This is a genomic window from Pseudomonas sp. B14(2017), assembly GCF_002113255.1.
In the GTDB taxonomy this organism is placed as follows: Bacteria; Pseudomonadota; Gammaproteobacteria; order Pseudomonadales; family Pseudomonadaceae; genus Aquipseudomonas; species Aquipseudomonas putida_Z.
In genome coordinates this window covers 1-17,233 of record NZ_NEJY01000011.1, presented here as the reverse complement: position 1 = coordinate 17,233, position 17,233 = coordinate 1, and the positions used below count along the sequence as shown (strand labels likewise).

Annotated in this window: 13 protein-coding genes; 10 read left to right on the top strand and 3 right to left on the bottom strand. The window is 64.1% G+C overall.

Going from position 1 to position 17,233, the window contains the following annotated elements; genetic code table 11:
• Positions 1-6: 6 nt before the first annotated feature.
• Positions 7-780 (bottom strand): class I SAM-dependent methyltransferase, encoded by a 774-nt coding sequence (locus CAG34_RS12955; protein ID WP_085590406.1) that lies wholly within the window; start codon positions 778-780, stop codon positions 7-9.
• A gap of 85 nt (positions 781-865) precedes the next feature.
• Here CAG34_RS12955 and gloB point away from each other — a divergent pair, with 85 nt between their 5' ends.
• The 7 genes from gloB (at position 866) to CAG34_RS12920 (ending at position 10,768) form a co-directional block, all read left to right on the top strand.
• Complete coding sequence (gene gloB, locus CAG34_RS12950) at positions 866-1,645, top strand: hydroxyacylglutathione hydrolase (protein ID WP_085590404.1); 780 nt, start codon at positions 866-868, stop codon at positions 1,643-1,645.
• 100 nt (positions 1,646-1,745) lie between these two features.
• Positions 1,746-3,176 (top strand): lytic transglycosylase domain-containing protein, encoded by a 1,431-nt coding sequence (locus CAG34_RS12945; protein ID WP_025339937.1) that lies wholly within the window; start codon positions 1,746-1,748, stop codon positions 3,174-3,176.
• Positions 3,177-3,398: 222 nt separating this feature from the next.
• Positions 3,399-5,228 carry an extracellular solute-binding protein gene (locus tag CAG34_RS12940; protein WP_218191907.1) on the top strand — a complete coding sequence of 610 codons (1,830 nt, stop codon included), beginning with the start codon at positions 3,399-3,401 and terminating at the stop codon, positions 5,226-5,228.
• Positions 5,225-7,060 carry an extracellular solute-binding protein gene (locus CAG34_RS12935; RefSeq protein WP_085590400.1) on the top strand — a complete coding sequence of 612 codons (1,836 nt, stop codon included), beginning with the start codon at positions 5,225-5,227 and terminating at the stop codon, positions 7,058-7,060. Before CAG34_RS12940 ends, CAG34_RS12935 begins: the two co-directional genes overlap by 4 nt.
• A gap of 1 nt (position 7,061) precedes the next feature.
• Complete coding sequence (locus CAG34_RS12930) at positions 7,062-8,135, top strand: microcin C ABC transporter permease YejB (protein WP_085590398.1); 1,074 nt, start codon at positions 7,062-7,064, stop codon at positions 8,133-8,135.
• Position 8,136: 1 nt separating this feature from the next.
• Entirely contained in the window at positions 8,137-9,156 is a 1,020-nt protein-coding gene (locus CAG34_RS12925; RefSeq protein ID WP_085590396.1) for an ABC transporter permease, read from the top strand.
• Position 9,157: 1 nt separating this feature from the next.
• Entirely contained in the window at positions 9,158-10,768 is a 1,611-nt protein-coding gene (locus tag CAG34_RS12920) for an ABC transporter ATP-binding protein (RefSeq protein WP_038409989.1), read from the top strand.
• A 483-nt stretch (positions 10,769-11,251) separates the two neighbouring features.
• Here the strand turns inward: CAG34_RS12920 and CAG34_RS12915 are convergent, their stop codons facing one another.
• Both CAG34_RS12915 and CAG34_RS29450 read right to left on the bottom strand, forming a co-directional pair.
• Positions 11,252-11,776 carry a hypothetical protein gene (locus CAG34_RS12915; RefSeq protein WP_371858043.1) on the bottom strand — a complete coding sequence of 175 codons (525 nt, stop codon included), beginning with the start codon at positions 11,774-11,776 and terminating at the stop codon, positions 11,252-11,254.
• 50 nt (positions 11,777-11,826) lie between these two features.
• Positions 11,827-11,964 carry a hypothetical protein gene (locus CAG34_RS29450; protein WP_371858042.1) on the bottom strand — a complete coding sequence of 46 codons (138 nt, stop codon included), beginning with the start codon at positions 11,962-11,964 and terminating at the stop codon, positions 11,827-11,829.
• Between the two features lie 181 nt (positions 11,965-12,145).
• Here CAG34_RS29450 and CAG34_RS12910 point away from each other — a divergent pair, with 181 nt between their 5' ends.
• The 3 genes from CAG34_RS12910 to CAG34_RS12900 all read left to right on the top strand — a co-directional run bounded on the left by CAG34_RS12910 (position 12,146) and on the right by CAG34_RS12900 (position 17,132).
• On the top strand, positions 12,146-15,076 hold the full coding sequence (locus CAG34_RS12910; RefSeq protein ID WP_085590394.1) for an aminotransferase: 2,931 nt from the start codon (positions 12,146-12,148) through the stop codon (positions 15,074-15,076).
• A gap of 74 nt (positions 15,077-15,150) precedes the next feature.
• Complete coding sequence (locus tag CAG34_RS12905) at positions 15,151-16,056, top strand: LysR family transcriptional regulator (protein ID WP_025339945.1); 906 nt, start codon at positions 15,151-15,153, stop codon at positions 16,054-16,056.
• A 122-nt stretch (positions 16,057-16,178) separates the two neighbouring features.
• Positions 16,179-17,132 carry a hypothetical protein gene (locus CAG34_RS12900; RefSeq protein ID WP_085590392.1) on the top strand — a complete coding sequence of 318 codons (954 nt, stop codon included), beginning with the start codon at positions 16,179-16,181 and terminating at the stop codon, positions 17,130-17,132.
• Positions 17,133-17,233: the final 101 nt, after the last annotated feature.

Below are 17,233 nucleotides of genomic sequence, written 5' to 3'. Positions count from 1 at the left end.
TCATGTTCAGTGCTTTTCAGTATCCGGGTTGGCCGCCGCGCGGTTGACCTTGGCCAGTGGCAGCGGCAGCAGCTTGCCCATCGGCTCGCGACGCTCCTGGCGCAATGGCCGTAGGCCCACCACCATCTTGCGCGCTACCAGCAGGTACACCCCGCCACCGGAGCTCTGCCAGCCGCCGGCCACCCGTTCCCAGCCCGCCAGGCGCTGCTGCCAGGCCGGTGAGGCAAGCGGCGGACGATAGCACCCGAAGCGGCGTTTCTCCAGCGCGAAGCCCAGCAGGTTGAGCCAGTCGCCCACCCGTGACGGCGAGATGCAACGGGCCTTGCGCAAGGCGCCGTGGCTGAAGAAATGGCGCATGCCCCAGCTGCTCCAGGGGTTGATCCCGACGATCAGCAGGTGCCCGCCAGGGCGCACCGCGCTGGCCGCCTCGCGCAGCAGGCCGTGGGGAGAAAGGCAGAAATCCAGGCCATGCTGCAGCACCACCACGTCGGCGGCGTGCTCGCTCAGCGGCCAGGCCTGCTCCTCGCAGACAATCTCCACCCCCGGCAGCGGCGCGCCGAGGCGCACGTTGCGCTGCACCTGGGGCGCGCTGGGCGGTGGCTCGGCGCAGGGCCCGTAGTGCACAAGGTAACCCCCGAAGAAGCGCCCAAGCTCTTCTTCCAGCAGTTTTTCCTCCTCCTTGAGCATCAGTTGGCCGAGTGGGCCGTTGAACCACTCACGGGCCAGGCTGATCAGCTTGACCCAGTCCGGGTCGGCCTGGGCAAAGGCTTGGTCGGTCATTGCGCTCTCCCTCGAAGGTTCTCGCACCGCGCCATCGCGGATAAGATGCCTTCATGTGCCACGCTAGGCGAATCGGATCCGCACCATGATACAGATCGATGCTCTCCCCGCTTTCTCCGACAACTACATCTGGTTGTTACAGGATACTGCCAAACGCCGCTGCGCGGTGGTCGATCCGGGTGACGCCGGCCCAGTGGAACGCTGGCTGTCGGCCAACCCCGGCTGGGTACTGAGTGACATCCTGGTCACCCACCACCACAACGACCACGTCGGCGGCGTGGAACGGCTCAAGCAACTGACCGGCGCGCGGGTCTGCGGCCCGGCCCACGAGCGCATTCCCTGCCGTGACCTGGCGCTGGACGAAGGTGACCAGGTGACGGTGCTTGGCGTGACCTTCCAGGTGCTGGCGGTGCCCGGCCATACCCTGGGGCATATCGCCCTGTTCAGCGACCAGCCCGCAACGCCGGTGCTGTTCAGTGGTGACACGCTGTTCGCCGCCGGTTGCGGGCGCATGTTCGAAGGCAACCCCGAACAGATGCAGCCAGCCCTCGCCCGCCTGGCGGCCCTGCCAGAGCAGACCGAGGTGTACTGCGCCCACGAATACACCCTGAGCAACCTGCGTTTCGCCAAGGCGGTGGAACCCGACAACCCGCACGTTCAGCAGCGGTTCGAGGACGTTACCCGTTTGCGTGGCGACAATCGCATCACATTGCCATCAACGATCGGTCTGGAGCGCCTGACCAACCCCTTCCTGCGCACCTCTGAAACATTAGTTAAACAAAAAGCAGACGAATGGAAGGGACATTCAAACCCCTCGCATGTCGCTGTTTTTGCTGCCTTGAGGTCTTGGAAGGACACCTTCTGATAACCTCAAGATATATCGCAAGCGATGGTCAAAGGTTGACCAGGCCCGGAGCGGTTTCTAGAATCGCCGAAATTTTTCGCCCGGAAACCTGTGTCAGCCGATGTCTTCCCGTAGCCGCAGAACCTCTCATTCCGTCGCCCTGACGCGCCTGGCCCAAATCAGTGCGCTGGCCCTGGCCGCCACTTTGGTGGGCTGCCAGAGCACCCGTCAGCTCGACGAATCCGATAGCGTTCGCGCGCACAACTACCAGGCGCGGATCAAGCACAAGCCTTCACCGCTGCTGGTCAAGCCGGCCGAGCAGGCGCCACAGGACGTGTGGGAACGCATGCGCCAGGGCTTTGCCCTGCAGGACAACATCGACGTCAACCCGCGCATCGAGCAGCAGCGCCTGTGGTTCGCCAGCAACCCAAGCTACATCGAAAGCGCTGGCGAGCGTGGCAGCCTCTACCTGCACTACATCGTCGAGCGCCTCGAAGAACGCGACATGCCGCTGGAGCTGGCCCTGCTGCCAGCCATCGAAAGCGCCTACAACCCGATGGCCTACTCGCGCGCCCATGCCGCGGGCATGTGGCAGTTCATTCCGTCCACCGGCCGCCACTTCAACCTGCGCCAGACCAACTTCTACGATGGCCGTCGCGACGTCACCGCCTCGACCAACGCCGCGCTGGACTACCTCAGCCGCCTGCACGACATGTTCAACGGCGACTGGCTGCTGGCCCTGGCTGCCTACAACGCCGGCGAAGGCACGGTCAGTCGCGCCATCGAGCGCAACGAACGGCTCGGCCTGCCCACCGACTACTGGAACCTGCCGCTGCCGCAGGAAACCCGCGACTACGTGCCCAAGCTGCTGGCCCTGTCGCAGGTGGTACTCACGCCGGAAGCCTATGGCGTGAACCTGAACCCGATCGCCAACGAACCCTACTTCGAGGCGGTGGCCATCAACGACCGCCTCGACCTGTCACGGGTAGCGGCCTTCGCCAACATCGACGAAGACGAGCTGATCCAGCTCAACCCGGCATTCAAGAAGCGCATGACCGTGGATGGCCCGCAGCAGCTGCTGGTACCCACCGCCAAGGCGCAGCTGCTGAGCGACAGCCTGTCCAACCTCAAGCCCGAGCAGCTGGTCAGCCTGCAGCCGAACAAGGCGGTGTTCGCCCGCGCCGTGGCCGAAGCCAAAGCCCCGGTGGCGGCGCGCAGCTACCGGGTCAAGCGCGGCGACAACCTGGGCGCCATCGCCAAGGCCAACCGCGTTTCGGTCAAGGACATCAAGCGCTGGAACCGCCTCTCCGGCAACAGCGTGCGCGCTGGCCAGGTTCTGGCCCTGCGCGGAGGCAGCGCGCCGAGTGCTGCTGGCAATCGGGTAGCCGCCTCCGGGCAACGCTCCACGCAGTACAAGGTACGCAAAGGCGATTCGCTGTACCTGGTGGCCAAGCGCTTCAACGTGGAAATGAAGCACCTCAAACGCTGGAACCCGCGCAGCGGCCATGCCCTGAAGCCAGGCCAGACCCTCACCGTCTACCTCTCGCATTGATATAGTTACAGGGGCTGCTTTGCAGCCCATTCGCGGGCACGCCCGCTCCCACAGGTTTTTCACCGCCATCAAGGCCGGTGTTGTACCTGTGGGAGCGGGCGTGCCCGCGAATGGGCCTGAGAAATACCCACTGGAAAACCCCTGCCCCCTCTCTTTTTCCAACCCCACCAAGCTGTTACTGTACCCCGATCAAAGCCCAACGCCTCTGGATCGGATGCCGACTTGATACGTCCCCTCCTGCTGTCACTCAGCCTGGCCTTGAGCTTTCCCGCAGCCGCGATGGTGAGCGAAAGCCACGGATACGCGCAGTTCGGCACGCTCAAGTACCCAGCCACATTCACCCATTTCGACTGGGTCAACCCGCAAGCGCCCAAGGGCGGCACCTTGCGGGCCATGGCTTTCGGTACCTTCGACACCCTCAACCCCTACACCTTCAAGGGGTCGAGCCCGATTACCACGCCCAATTTCCAGCAATACGGCATCAGCGAGCTGAACGAGCCGCTGATGGTCGGCACCGGCCAGTACGACCCGTCCGGCGACGAGCCGACCTCCAGCTACGGCCTGATCGCCCGCTCGGTGGAGTACAGCGAGGACCGCAGCTGGGTGGTGTTCAACCTGCGCCCGGAAGCCCACTGGCATGACGGCAAGCCGATCACCTCGGCAGACGTGGCCTTCTCCTACCGCACGCTGCTCAAGGATGGCCACCCGATCTACCGCACCAACCTGCAGGAAGTGCAGCGGGTGGACATCCTCGGCCCGCTGCGCATCCGCTTCGTGTTCAAGCGCGCCGGCAACCCGCTGCTGATCCTGCGCCTGGGCGAGATGCCGGTGCTGCCCAAGCACTACTGGCAAAAGCGCGACTTCAAGGCCACCACCTTCGAGCCCCCGCTGGGCAGCGGCCCCTACCGCATCACCCAGGTCCAGCCTGGGCGCCGACTGGTGTTCGAACGGGTAAAGAACTACTGGGGCAAGGACCTGGCGGTAAACCGTGGCAAATACAACTTCAACCGCGTGGAATACGAGTTCTACCGTGACGCCACGGTCGCGTTCGAAGCGTTCAAGGCCGGCGAGTTCGACATCTATATCGAGCACCAGGCGAAGAACTGGGCCAACGGCTACAACTTCCCGGCCGTGCGCCGGGGCGAGGTAATCAAGGCGCAGATCCCGCACCGCATCCCCACGCAAACCCAGGGCCTGTTCATGAACAGCCGCCGGGCCACCTTCAGTGACCCACGGGTACGCCAGGCGCTGGGGCTGATGCTCGACTTCGAGTGGACCAACCGCGCCCTGTTCAGCGGCGCCTACCGCCGCTCGACCAGCTACTACCCCAACAGCGAATTCGCCGCTACCGGCCTGCCCACCGGCAAGGAGTGGCTGCTGCTGGCGCCGTTCCGTGACCAGTTGCCGGCCAGCTTGTTCAGCGAACCCTACAAGGTCAGCCAGACCGATGGCCGCGGCATCAGCCGCCAGACCCTGCGCCAGGCCCTCGGCCTGCTCGCCGAGGCCGGTTGGAAGCTGAACGGCCAGCGCCTGGTCGACAGCAAGGGCCAGCAGCTGCGCATGGAGCTGCTGCTGGTAAACCCCAACCTTGAACGCATCCTGCAACCGTATGTCGAAAACCTGGCCAGCATCGGCATCGATGCGCGCTTGCGTACCGTGGACCGCGCCCAGTACAAACAACGCCTGGACCAGTTCGATTTCGACATGATTCTGATGACCCTGAACCAGACCCTGAGCCCGGGCCTCGAACAGTGGCTGTACTTCCACTCCAGCCAGGCAACCACCAAGGGCAGCAAGAACTATGCTGGGGTCAAGGACCCGGTGGTCGACCATCTGCTCGACACCCTGCTCGCCGCCCGTACCCGCGATGACCAGGTCGCCGCCGCCCGCGCCCTGGACCGCGTGCTCTCATGGCAGTACTACATGATCCCCAACTGGTACCTCGACAATCATCGCCTGGCCTACCGCAACCGGTTCGCCTTCGTCACCACGCCGCCCTACACCCTTGGGCTGAACAGCTGGTGGATCAAGACTTCGGAGAAAGCCCAATGACGCCAACGCACCGACTGCGCCGGCTGGCCGGCAGCCTGTTGCTTGCCTGCCTGAGCCTTCCCGCCCTGGCCGCACCGCAACATGCGCTCACCCTGTACGACGAGCCACCCAAGTACCCCGCCGACTTCAAGCACTTCGCCTACGTCAACCCTGACGCACCCAAGGGTGGCACCTTCCGCCAGTCCAGCTTCGGCGGTTTCGACAGCCTCAACCCGTTCATCAACAAGGGCGTGCCGGCCGAGAACATCAGCAGCATCTACGACACCCTGATGCGCCAGAGCCAGGACGAGCCGTTCACCGAGTACGGCCTGGTGGCCGGCAAGATCGAAAAGGCCCCGGACAACAGCTGGGTGCGTTTCTACCTGCGCCCCGAGGCACGCTTCCACGACGGCCACCCGATGCGCGCCGACGACGTGGTGTTCACCTTCAATGCCCTGATCAAGGACGGTGCGCCGCTGTACCGCCAGTACTATGCCGACGTCGCCGAAGTGGTCGCCGAAGACCCGCTGACGGTGCTGTTCAGCTTCAAGCACAAGAACAACCGCGAGCTGCCGCTGATTCTTGGCCAACTGCCGGTATTGCCCAAGCACTGGTACGAAAGCCGCGATTTCAACCGCGGCAACCTGGAAATCCCGCTGGGCAGCGGCCCGTACAAGGTCGCCGAGGTCAAGGCCGGGCGCTCGGTGCGCTACGAGCGGGTCAAGGACTACTGGGCCAAGGACCTGCCGATCAACCGCGGCTTCTACAACTTCGACGTCATGACCTTCGACTCCTACCGCGACACCACCGTCGCCCTGGAAGCACTCAAGGCCGGGGCGTTCGACTATGCGCTGGAAGTCAGCGCGAAGAACTGGGCCACCGCCTACAACGTACCCGCCGTGCGCGATGGCCGCCTGATCAAGGAAGAATTGCCCAACGGCAACCCCACCGGCATGCAGGGCTTCATCTTCAACATCCGCCGCCCGGTGTTCCAGGACGTGCGCGTGCGCCAGGCGCTGAGCCTGCTGCTGGACTACGAGTGGACCAACAAGCAGCTGTTCAACGGCGCCTACACCCGCACCGACAGCTACTTCGAAAACTCGGAAATGGCCGCCCGCGGCCTGCCCGGCCCCAGCGAACTGAAAATCCTCGAACCGCTGCGCGGCAAGGTCCCCGAGCAGGTATTCAGCGAAGCCTTCCACAACCCGGTCAGCGACGGCAGCGGCATGATCCGCGAACAGCAGCGCCAGGCCTACAAGCTGCTGCAGGAAGCCGGCTGGAAAATCGTCGACGACAAGATGGTCGACGCCCAGGGCAAGCCGGTGAGCATCGAGTTCCTGCTGGCACAGACCGAGTTCGAACGCATCCTGCTGCCATTCAAGCGCAACCTCGCCGACCTTGGCATCGACCTGAACATCCGCCGGGTCGACGTGTCCCAGTACATCACCCGCTTGCGTTCGCGCGACTACGACATGATCGTCGGTGGCTACCCGCAGTCCAACTCGCCGGGCAACGAGCAGCGCGAGTTCTGGTCCAGTGCCGCCGCCGACAACCCAGGCAGCCGCAACTTCATCGGCCTGCGCGACCCGGCCATCGACCAGCTGGTGGAACAGCTGATCAATGCCGATTCGCGGCAGAGCCTGATCGACCACTGCCGGGCCCTCGACCGCGTACTGCTGTGGGGCTACTACGTGATCCCCAACTGGCACATCAAGACCTGGCGCGTGGCCTACTGGAACCACATCGGCCACCCGGACGTATCGCCCAAGTACGACATCGGCATCGACACCTGGTGGATCAAGCCCGGCGTAACCCCGGCCGTCAGCGAAACCACTGCGGACGAGGCCGAATAACATGCTGGCCTACATCCTGCGCCGCCTGCTGCTGATCATCCCGACCCTGTTCGGCATCCTGATCATCAACTTCATCATCGTCCAGGCCGCCCCCGGCGGCCCGGTCGAGCAGATGATCGCCAAGCTCGAAGGTTTCGAAGGCGCCACCAGCCGCATTGCCGGTGGCGGTGCCGAAGTGTCCGTGGCCGGCTCCAACTACCGGGGCGCCCAGGGCCTGGACCCAGCACTGATCGCCGAGATCGAACGCATGTACGGCTTCGACAAGTCGCCGCCCGAGCGCCTGTGGATCATGATCAAGAACTACGCCCGGCTGGACTTCGGCGACAGCTTCTTCCGCGATGCCAAGGTCATCGACCTGATCATCGAGAAGATGCCGGTGTCGATTTCGCTGGGGCTGTGGAGCACGCTGATCATGTACCTGGTGTCGATCCCGCTGGGCATTGCCAAGGCCGTGCGCCACGGCAGCCATTTCGACGTGTGGACCAGTTCGGCGATCATCGTCGGCTACGCCATCCCGGCGTTCCTGTTCGCCATCCTGCTGATCGTGCTGTTCGCCGGCGGAAGCTACTTCGACTGGTTCCCGCTGCGCGGCCTCACCTCCAACAACTTCGACGAGCTGACCACCACCGGCAAGGTGCTGGACTACTTCTGGCACCTGGTGCTGCCGATCACCGCGCTGGTCATCGGCAACTTTGCCACCATGACCTTGCTGACCAAGAACAGCTTCCTCGACGAGATCAACAAGCAATACGTGGTCACCGCCAAGGCCAAGGGCCTGAGCCGGCCACGGGTGCTGTACGGCCATGTGTTCCGCAACGCCATGCTGCTGGTGATTGCCGGTTTCCCTTCGGCGTTCATCGGCATCTTCTTCACCGGTTCCTTGCTGATCGAAGTGATTTTCAGCCTCGACGGCCTCGGCCTGATGAGTTTCGAGGCAGCCATCAACCGCGACTACCCGGTGGTCTTCGGCACCCTGTTCATCTTCACCCTGCTGGGGCTGGTGGTGAAACTGATCGGCGACCTGACCTACACCCTGGTCGATCCACGCATCGACTTCGCCAGCCGGGAGCACTGACATGGCCTTGTCCCCCCTCAACCGCCGGCGCTTCGAGCGCTTCAAGGCCAACCGCCGTGGCTGGTGGTCTCTGTGGCTGTTCCTGATCCTGTTCGGCCTGAGCCTGGGCGCCGAGCTGATCGCCAACGACAAGCCGATTGCCGTGCGCTACGACGACGCATGGTACTTCCCGGCGTTCAAGCGCTACCCGGAAACCACCTTTGGCGGCGAATTCCCGCTGGAAGCCAACTACAAGAGCCCGTACATCCGCGAACTGCTGGAGAAGAAAGACAGCTTCGTGCTGTGGGCACCGATCCCGTTCAGCTACCAGAGCATCAACTACGACTTGCGCGTACCCGCCCCGGCCCCACCGTCGGCGGACAACTGGCTGGGTACCGACGACCAGGGCCGCGACGTGCTGGCGCGGGTGATCTACGGCTTCCGCATTTCGGTGCTGTTCGCCCTGACCCTGACCGTGCTCAGCTCAATCGTCGGCGTGATCGCCGGTGCCTTGCAGGGCTTCTATGGCGGCTGGGTCGACTTGGCCGGGCAACGCTTCCTGGAAGTCTGGTCGGGCCTGCCGGTGCTGTACCTGCTGATCATCCTCGCCAGCTTCGTGCAGCCCAACTTCTGGTGGTTGCTGGGCATCATGCTGCTGTTCTCGTGGATGAGCCTGGTGGACGTGGTGCGCGCCGAGTTCCTGCGCGGGCGCAACCTGGAATACGTGCGCGCAGCCCGCGCGTTGGGGATGCGCAATGGCGCGATCATGTACCGGCACATCCTGCCGAACGCCATGATCTCGACCATGACCTTCATGCCGTTCATTCTCACCGGCGCCATCGGCACCCTCACCGCCCTGGACTTCCTCGGCTTCGGCCTGCCGCCGGGCGCACCGTCGCTAGGCGAACTGGTGGCCCAGGGCAAGTCCAACCTGCAGGCCCCATGGCTGGGCATCAGCGCCTTCGCCGTGCTGGCGCTGATGCTGAGCCTGCTGGTGTTCATCGGCGAATCCGCCCGCGATGCCTTCGACCCGAGGAAGTGACATGAGTGAACAAAACCTGATCGAAGTGCGCGACCTGGCGGTGGAGTTCGTCACCGGTGACCAGGCCCACCGTGTTGTGAACGGCATCAGCTTCGACATCCGCAAGGGTGAGACGCTGGCACTGGTGGGCGAGAGTGGCTCGGGCAAATCGGTTACCGCGCACTCGCTCCTGCGCCTGCTGCCCTACCCCCTGGCCCGCCACCCCAGCGGCAGCATCCGCTACGAGGGCAAGGACCTGCTGCAGCAGAACGAGAAGACCATGCAGCGCATTCGCGGCAACCGCATTGCAATGATCTTCCAAGAGCCGATGACCTCGCTGAACCCGTTGCACTGCATCGAGAAGCAGATCAACGAAATCCTCCTGCTGCACAAGGGCCTGACCGGCAAGGAGGCCACGGCGCGCACCCTGGAGCTGCTGGAGATGGTCGGCATTCCCGAGCCACGCAAGCGCCTGAAGGCCCTGCCCCACGAGCTGTCGGGCGGGCAGCGCCAGCGGGTGATGATCGCCATGGCCCTGGCCAACGAGCCGGAACTGCTGATTGCGGATGAGCCGACCACGGCGCTGGACGTGACCGTGCAGTTGAAGATTCTCGAACTGCTCAAGGAACTGCAGGCTCGTCTGGGCATGGCCCTGCTGCTGATCAGCCATGACCTGAACCTGGTGCGGCGCATCGCCCACCGTGTGTGCGTGATGCAGCACGGGCAGATTGTCGAGCAGGCCGAATGCGCCAGGCTGTTCAGCGCACCGCAGCACCACTACACGCAGATGCTGATCAATGCCGAGCCCAGCGGGCTACCGGCGCACAACCCGGTGGGCGCGCCATTGCTGGAGGTGGATGACCTCAAGGTGTGGTTCCCGATCAAGAAGGGCCTGCTGCGGCGCACGGTCGACCATGTGAAGGCGGTGGACGGGATCAACTTCAGCTTGCCGCAAGGGCAGACGCTGGGGATTGTCGGCGAGTCCGGGTCGGGCAAGTCGACTTTGGGTTTGGCGATCTTGCGGCTGATCTCCAGCCAGGGCGGCATTCGCTTTCATGGGCAGGACCTGGAAGGGCTGAACCAGAAGGCCGTGCGCCCGTTGCGCCGGGAAATGCAGGTGGTGTTCCAGGACCCGTTCGGCAGCCTGAGCCCGCGCATGTGCGTGGAGGACATTGTTGGCGAAGGGTTGCGCATCCACCGCATCGGCACGGCGCAGGAACAGGAAGCGGCGATTATTGCGGCCCTGGAGGAAGTGGGGCTGGACCCACGCACGCGGCATCGCTATCCGCATGAGTTTTCCGGTGGGCAGCGCCAGCGCATTGCCATTGCCCGGGCGTTGGTATTGAAGCCGGCGCTGATCCTGCTGGATGAACCTACCTCGGCGCTGGACCGCACGGTGCAGCGGCAAGTGGTGGAGTTGCTGCGCAATCTGCAGCAGAAATACAACCTGACCTACCTGTTCATCAGCCATGACCTGGCGGTGGTCAAGGCGTTGAGCCACCAGTTGATGGTGATCAAGCATGGGCATGTGGTGGAACAAGGGGATGCGCAGGCGATCTTCCATGCGCCGCAGCATCCGTATACCCGGCAGTTGCTGGAGGCGGCGTTCTTGGAAGTGGATGCGGCTAGTTAGCTTTTAGGGGCTGCTGCGCAGCCCATCGCCGGCAAGCCAGCTCCCACCCCGACCGCGCCGGCTTCAAGCCATGCGCTATCCCTGTGGGAGCGGGCTTGCCGGCGATGGGCCGCAAAGCGGCCCGCTTTCGGCGAGGTAAAAAATAGACTTATCCCCTTCCTTGTAGGCCATTTCCCAATCCTCGCCGAACCCAAGACTTGCACCAAGGCTGATTAATATGTCGCCAGGGCCGGCCCTTTCGCGGGCACGCCCGCTCCCACAGGGCCACCACAGGCTTCAAGACTTGCGCAGTACCTGTGGGAGCGGGCGTGCCCGCGAAGAGGCCGGTCCAGGCAGTCGAGAGTTTTCAGTGGATTCAAAATGACCACGGAATACACCCAATTCACTGTCGAGAAGCCGATGATGATCTGGGCTGCCCACTACCTGAGTGCGATAGCCAAGGCGCTGATGGATCCGGCGCCAGCTGGCCTAGGCTGATGCAGCTCAGAGCCGGCCCAACAACTCCTGCCGCTCGCGCCAGATCTCCTGTACAAAGGGGTCGGTCACCCCATACAGCCCATGCCCCCGACGCATGATCAGGTTAGCGGCCAGCAGTTCGTTGGCAACCGGCTGTATCTCTTCGACACGCACTTCACGCCCCACAGACTTCGAATACTCGGCCGCTGCTTCGTTGGAGAACACCCCACGCGCATCGCCTTCAACCGATGCGATCCGGGCGAAAATCGCCTCAGCCAGGACGCCCAGCTCTTCTACTTTCATCAACTCCAGGTCAGCAGCCGCCGAACGTAACGTTGATGCGATTACCGGCAGCACCTCATCCGGCCTCAACCCGGACGCAGGTGAGTGAACCAACTGCCGAAGTGCACGAATGAACTCCTCGGGCCTGCTGCCCAGCGTTTTGAATGCCTGTGCCGCGACATCCAGCGACGGCAAGTTGCCCAGGCCATCTTTTGCGAGCCGCTTGAGCCAGAATTCGACATAGTCCCTGTCCAGCACCGGATACGGCACGTTTGTGGCACCGGCAAAGGCCTGGTTACAGGGCAGGGATCAAGTCGTTCTTAAAAAGAGGCTTTGCCAGTCCTGCGCAGCCCGTAGAAAAACAGCCCTGATCTCAGGCCGATATCCAGGGCGGACGGTTTCAACAGCTGCCTGGCCATGTCGGCAGCCAATTCACGGCGCGGGAAGACGTCGATCATGGCTTTATTGAAAATTATTGAATACCAATAATTATTGGCAGCGAATAATTTAATGTAACGGTGTACAGGCAGGTCGGTTCGAAAGCCATCATCAAATTTTCTGACAACAATCGTCTTCCATCATCAGCCAGATCGGGCATAAATTCTCCACCGTCAACCCCAGCAGCAACGGTAGAGCCCCATGTCCAGCCCACAACACCAGCCCGCCTCCCCTGCCCTGACCACGCTGATCAAGCGCTCCGGCCTGCCCAGCCCTGCGCTCGGCGAAGCCCAGGCACATGCCGTGCTGCAAACGCACTACGGCATTGCCGGCAACCTCTCGGCATTGGGCAGCCAACAGGACCTGAACTTCCGTGTAGACGCACCACAAGGCCGTTTCGTGCTTAAGGCCTGCCACGGCAGCTACGCCCAGGTGGAGCTCGAGGCCCAGCACGCGGCCCTGGCCTACCTGCGCGAACAGGGCTTGCCAGTGCCCGCCGTGCGCCCGACCAGCGATGGCCAGATGCTGCTGGCGTTGGAAATAGACGGGCAACCGCTGCGCATGCGCCTGCTCGACTACATCGACGGCCAGCCACTGACCCGCCTCAAGCACATGGAACCACGCCTGATGGCCGAACTCGGCGGGCTCTGCGCGCGGCTGGACAAGGCCTTGGCCATTTTCGACCACCCGGGCCTGGCGCGCACCCTGCAATGGGACCCGCAACATGCCCAGGCACTGATCCAGCACCTGCTACCCGTGCTGGGCAACGCCGAGCAACGCGCCCGCATCGAGCAGGCCACCCAGCTGGCCGCCGAGCACCTGGCGCCGCTGGTCGACCAGCTGCCAAGCCAGGCCGTGCACCTGGACATCACCGACGACAACGCCGTCTGGGCCCGAGATGGCGAGCGCCAGTGGCAGCTGCAAGGGGTGATCGATTTCGGCGACCTGTTACGCACCTGGCGCATCGCCGACCTGTCGGTGACCTGCGCGGCGCTGTTGCACCACGCCGAGGGCGACCCGCTGCGCATCCTGCCGGCCGTGCGTGCCTACCAGGCGCTCAACCCTCTGAGCGAAGCCGAACTGCGGGCGCTGTGGCCGCTGGTGCTCAACCGCGCCGCCGTGCTGGTGCTGAGCAGCGAGCAGCAGCTCGCCGTCGACCCCGGCAACCAGTACACTCGCGACAACATCGCCCATGAATGGGAAATCTTCGACACGGCCACCGCCGTACCTTTCGCATTGATGGAAGCGGCCATCCTGCAGGCTGCGGGCTTGCAGCCTGCCACGCCGGACCTGAGCGGCTGCGTCCCCCTGCTCCCGGAACTGGATGGGCAGGTTGTGACGCGCGTCGACCTGGGCGTGCTCAGCGGGCATTGCGAGGCGGGCAACTGGGAGCAACCAGGCTTCGACCAGCACCTGCTGACCACGCAACCGGCCCCGGCCTGCAGCCTGCACGGGCAGTATCGCCTGTCGCAAACCCATATCGACCGCCCCGAAGAGCCCGCCACCTGTGCCCTGGGCGTCGAGCTGCATGTACCCAACGGCAGCCTGGTGCAAGCGCCAGATGCCGGCACCTGGCAGCGCCATGGCGACGGCCGTGGCTGTCTGCGCAGCGCGCACTGGGCGTTGTGGCTGCAAGGCCTGGAAGACGCGCCTGCAGATGGCCAGGCCGTGGAAAAAGGCCAGCCGCTGGGCAGCAGTTGTGGCTTCCTCAGCGTGCAGCTATGCCTGGATAGCGGCCTCCAGCCGCCGTTCTTCGCCACCCCATCCCAGGCGGCCGCCTGGCTGGCCCTGTGCCCGTCACCAGCTGCGTTGCTGGGCTTCGACTGCAATGCCGAGCCGCTGCCCGACCCACAGGCCCTGCTGGCCCGCCGCGATGCCAGCTTCGCCCGCTCGCAGAAGCACTACTACGCGCAACCGCCTCACATCGAACGCGGCTGGCGCAACTACCTGATCGACATGCAGGGCCGCTCGTACCTGGACATGCTCAACAACGTTGCTGTATTGGGCCACGGCCACCCACGCATGGTCGCCGAGTCGGCACGGCAGTGGTCGCTGCTGAACACCAACTCGCGCTTCCACTACGCGGCCATCACCGAGTTCTCCGAACGCCTGCTGGAGTTGGCACCCAAAGGCTTCGACCGGGTGTTCATGGTCAACAGCGGCACCGAAGCCAACGACCTGGCGATTCGCCTGGCCTGGGCCTACAGCGGCGGGCGCGACCTGCTCAGCGTGCTGGAGGCCTACCACGGCTGGTCGGTGGCCACCGATGCCATTTCCACTTCCATCGCCGACAACCCGCAGGCCCTGGAAACCCGCCCGGACTGGGTGCACCCGGTCGAGGCGCCGAACACCTTCCGCGGCCGCTTCCGTGGCGCCGACAGCGCCACCGACTACCTGCGCGACGTCGACGCCAAGCTGGCCGACCTCGACGCCCGTGGCCGCCAGTTGGCGGGCATCATCTGCGAGCCGGTGTACGGCAATGCCGGTGGTATTTCGTTGCCGGCCGGTTACCTGCGCGAAGCCTATGCCAAGGTCCGCGCCCGGGGCGGCGTGTGCATCGCCGACGAAGTGCAGGTCGGCTATGGCCGCCTGGGCGAGTACTTCTGGGGCTTCGAGGAACAGGGCGTGGTGCCCGACATCATCACCATGGCCAAGGGCATGGGCAACGGCCAGCCTCTGGGCGTAGTCATCACCCGCCGCGAGATCGCCGAAGCGCTGGAGGCCGAGGGCTACTTCTTCTCCTCGGCCGGCGGCAGCCCGGTCAGCTGCCGCATCGGCATGGCGGTGCTGGATGTGATGCAGGAAGAAGGCCTGTGGGACAACGCCCGCGACACCGGGCGCTATTTCAAGGCGCGCCTGCAGGCACTGGTGGACAAGCATCCGCTGGCCGGCGCGGCACATGGTTCGGGCTTCTACCTGGGGCTGGAACTGGTGCGCGACCGCGCAACGCTGGAACCGGCAACCGAGGAAACCATGGCCCTGTGCAACCGCCTGCGTGACCTGGGCATCTTCATGCAGCCGACCGGTGATTACCTGAACATCCTCAAGATCAAGCCGCCGATGTGCACCACCCGGGCGAGCGTGGACTACTTTGTCGACAGCATTGATCGGGTGCTCTCCGAAGACCTGTAAAGCATTGCGAAGCTGGCCGAGGAGTGTTCATACTTTTCGGCCACAACGCTTCCTCGTCATCAGGTTTACTGACAATGGCCTTTACCAGCGACTCCCTGGCAATCTTCCTCGCGGTGCTGGAGGCAGGCTCGTTCTCTGCCGCCGCGCGCAAGCTGGGGCGTGTGCCTTCGGCCGTGAGCATGGCCATCGCCCAACTGGAGGCTGAGCTGGACCTGGTGCTGTTCGACCGGGCCACGCGCAAAGCCTTGCCCACCAGTGCCGCCCTGGCCCTGGAGCCCCAGGCCAGGCAGGTGATCTGCCAGCTCAACCTGCTCGACGCCCAGGCCCTGCAACTGCACAAGGGCCTGGAAAAACGCCTGACCATCGCCATGGCCCCCGAGCTGCAGACCGGCCGCTGGAGCCAACCGCTGGAAACCCTCGCCCAGGAATTTCCCAGCCTGGAAATCGAAGTGCGCTCGGCCACCCAGGCAGAAGCCATCCGTTTGCTGCATGACGGCAGCGTGCAACTGGCACTGGTCTTCGAACGCCCTGGCATCGACGAGCGCGAGTCATTCCTGGAGGCCGGCAGCCAGTTGCTGGTGGCCGTCGCCTCCCCCCGCCATCCAGCCGGGCAGAACAACGGCATGCCGTTGCCGGAAGAGGCTTTCGCCGAACAGCGGCAGATCATCGTGGCTTCGGGCAAGGCCACCGGGTCGGACCCGCGCATGGTGCTGTCGCGGCGCATCTGGCTGACCGACAGCTACCTGGCCACGCTGGACCTGGTGCAATCGGGGCTCGGTTGGGCCTACCTGCCGCAGCCGTTGGTCGAGCCGTTGATTGCTTCGGGCGCGCTGGCGGAGGTGCGCTTCGACAACATGGCCAGCCGGTTGCGCTTGTGGGTGGACATCATCTGGGTCAAGTCGCGCCCGTTGGGCCTGGGCGCCCGGCGTTACCTTGACGTGATGCGCCAATGCTTTGAAACAGAATCCCCGAGGTCCTGAGCAATACGACTGACTCGTCCGAAAGCGAAAAATCCTACAACTGGTTAGGAAGCCAATAACTACCTGCGGCATTGATTCCCCGTTAGGTTTCTGCTCGCCATCAAGAAGAAAAGGAACTTCTCATGTCGAGCCAGTCCGCGCAGGGCTACGTGCAGTCGGTCGATCACTTCGCCAACCAGCAGCGCCAACCAGAAGAGACCCTCTACCTTTTACTGGACCCATTCGCCGGCTGCCCGCCTGAGCACCCGCTGGCCATCACTGCCCTCAGCGAAGCGCTGGGTAGTGATGCCGTAACGCGCGTCGACTGCAGCGGGCTGGTGCAGGATCCTGAGTGCTGGCCAGCTCTGGTGCGGCTCGCCAAACCCGGCGATGCGCCCACAGCCCTTGCCCCATTAAGCGCGACCTGCGCCGCTCGTGAATCGGCAGCTACCTGGCACTACGTGTGTGGCTGGCTGATCAGCGATCAACCCGCCGACCTCATCGCCCAGCACATCAGCCAGCAGTGTCAGGTGCTGCACCAACCAGAACCGCACGGTATCACCGCCTGGTTCGAACCCGTGCGGCTGGCGCTGCTGCGCGCGACTCTGAAAAACGCAGGCGAAGTCCTCGGGCCCGTTCGCAGCTGGCTACATCCCGATGGTTTTGGCAGTTGCGAGGTATTCGAGCGCGAACCCATGGCTGGCGAACTGGCCGTCCCAGAGGCCGTAAGGGCGACCCAGCACGTCGCACCACAGATCATTCAACTGCTCGGCGCCTGGCATCGCTTGAGTGCCGTGCAGCATCCCCATGCACCCTGGCACTTCGCAGGTTCCTCAGGCTTGCCGGAAAACGCCCCCACCCATGCCATGAACCTGATCCTCAAGGCGTTCAAGCAGGGCCTGCGCGACCGCGCCGATATCCAGTGCATGAGCCTGCACATGCTCATGATCCACCCACTGCTCCTTCAGCACCCGACCATCCAGCACGAGGTGGAAAAGGCAGCGGCCGGCGAGCAGCGCCTGGCGGACCGCTTCGCCAGCTACGACGACTGCACCTGGTCGCACATCGTCGCCGGCCTGCCAAAGGCAAGGAGTTAATCATGAGCATCAGCAAAGCCATCCACATCGCCATGCAGGAAGAGATCCCCAACACCTACGGCACCTGTAATGCCTGCGAACGCTCCGGCCTGCCGATTCTG